Annotated in this window: 1 protein-coding gene; it reads left to right on the top strand. The window is 59.9% G+C overall.

Going from position 1 to position 247, the window contains the following annotated elements; translation table 11 throughout:
• Nucleotides 1-247, top strand: a 247-nt coding sequence (locus AC6UDB_RS07205) for a pyridoxal-phosphate dependent enzyme (protein WP_500709584.1), incomplete at both ends; no start/stop codon positions are given.

Here is a 247-nt window from a genome sequence, read left to right as displayed (position 1 = left end):
AGCGTAACGAGCGCGTAGTGATCATCGGTGCCACCAGCGGTGATACCGGTTCCGCCGCCATCGAAGGCTGCCGCCGTTGCGACAACGTCGACATCTTCATCCTGCACCCGCACCAGCGCGTGTCTGAAGTGCAGCGCCGCCAAATGACCACCCTCTTCGGCGACAACATCCACAACATCGCCATCGAAGGCAACTTCGATGACTGCCAGGAAATGGTCAAGGCCAGCTTCGCTGACCAGTCGTTCCT

This window comes from Fructilactobacillus sp. X3R2C1 (genome assembly GCF_059901235.1).
The sequence above is the reverse complement of the archived record's forward strand: the minus strand, read 5'-3'. Positions and strand labels throughout refer to the sequence as shown.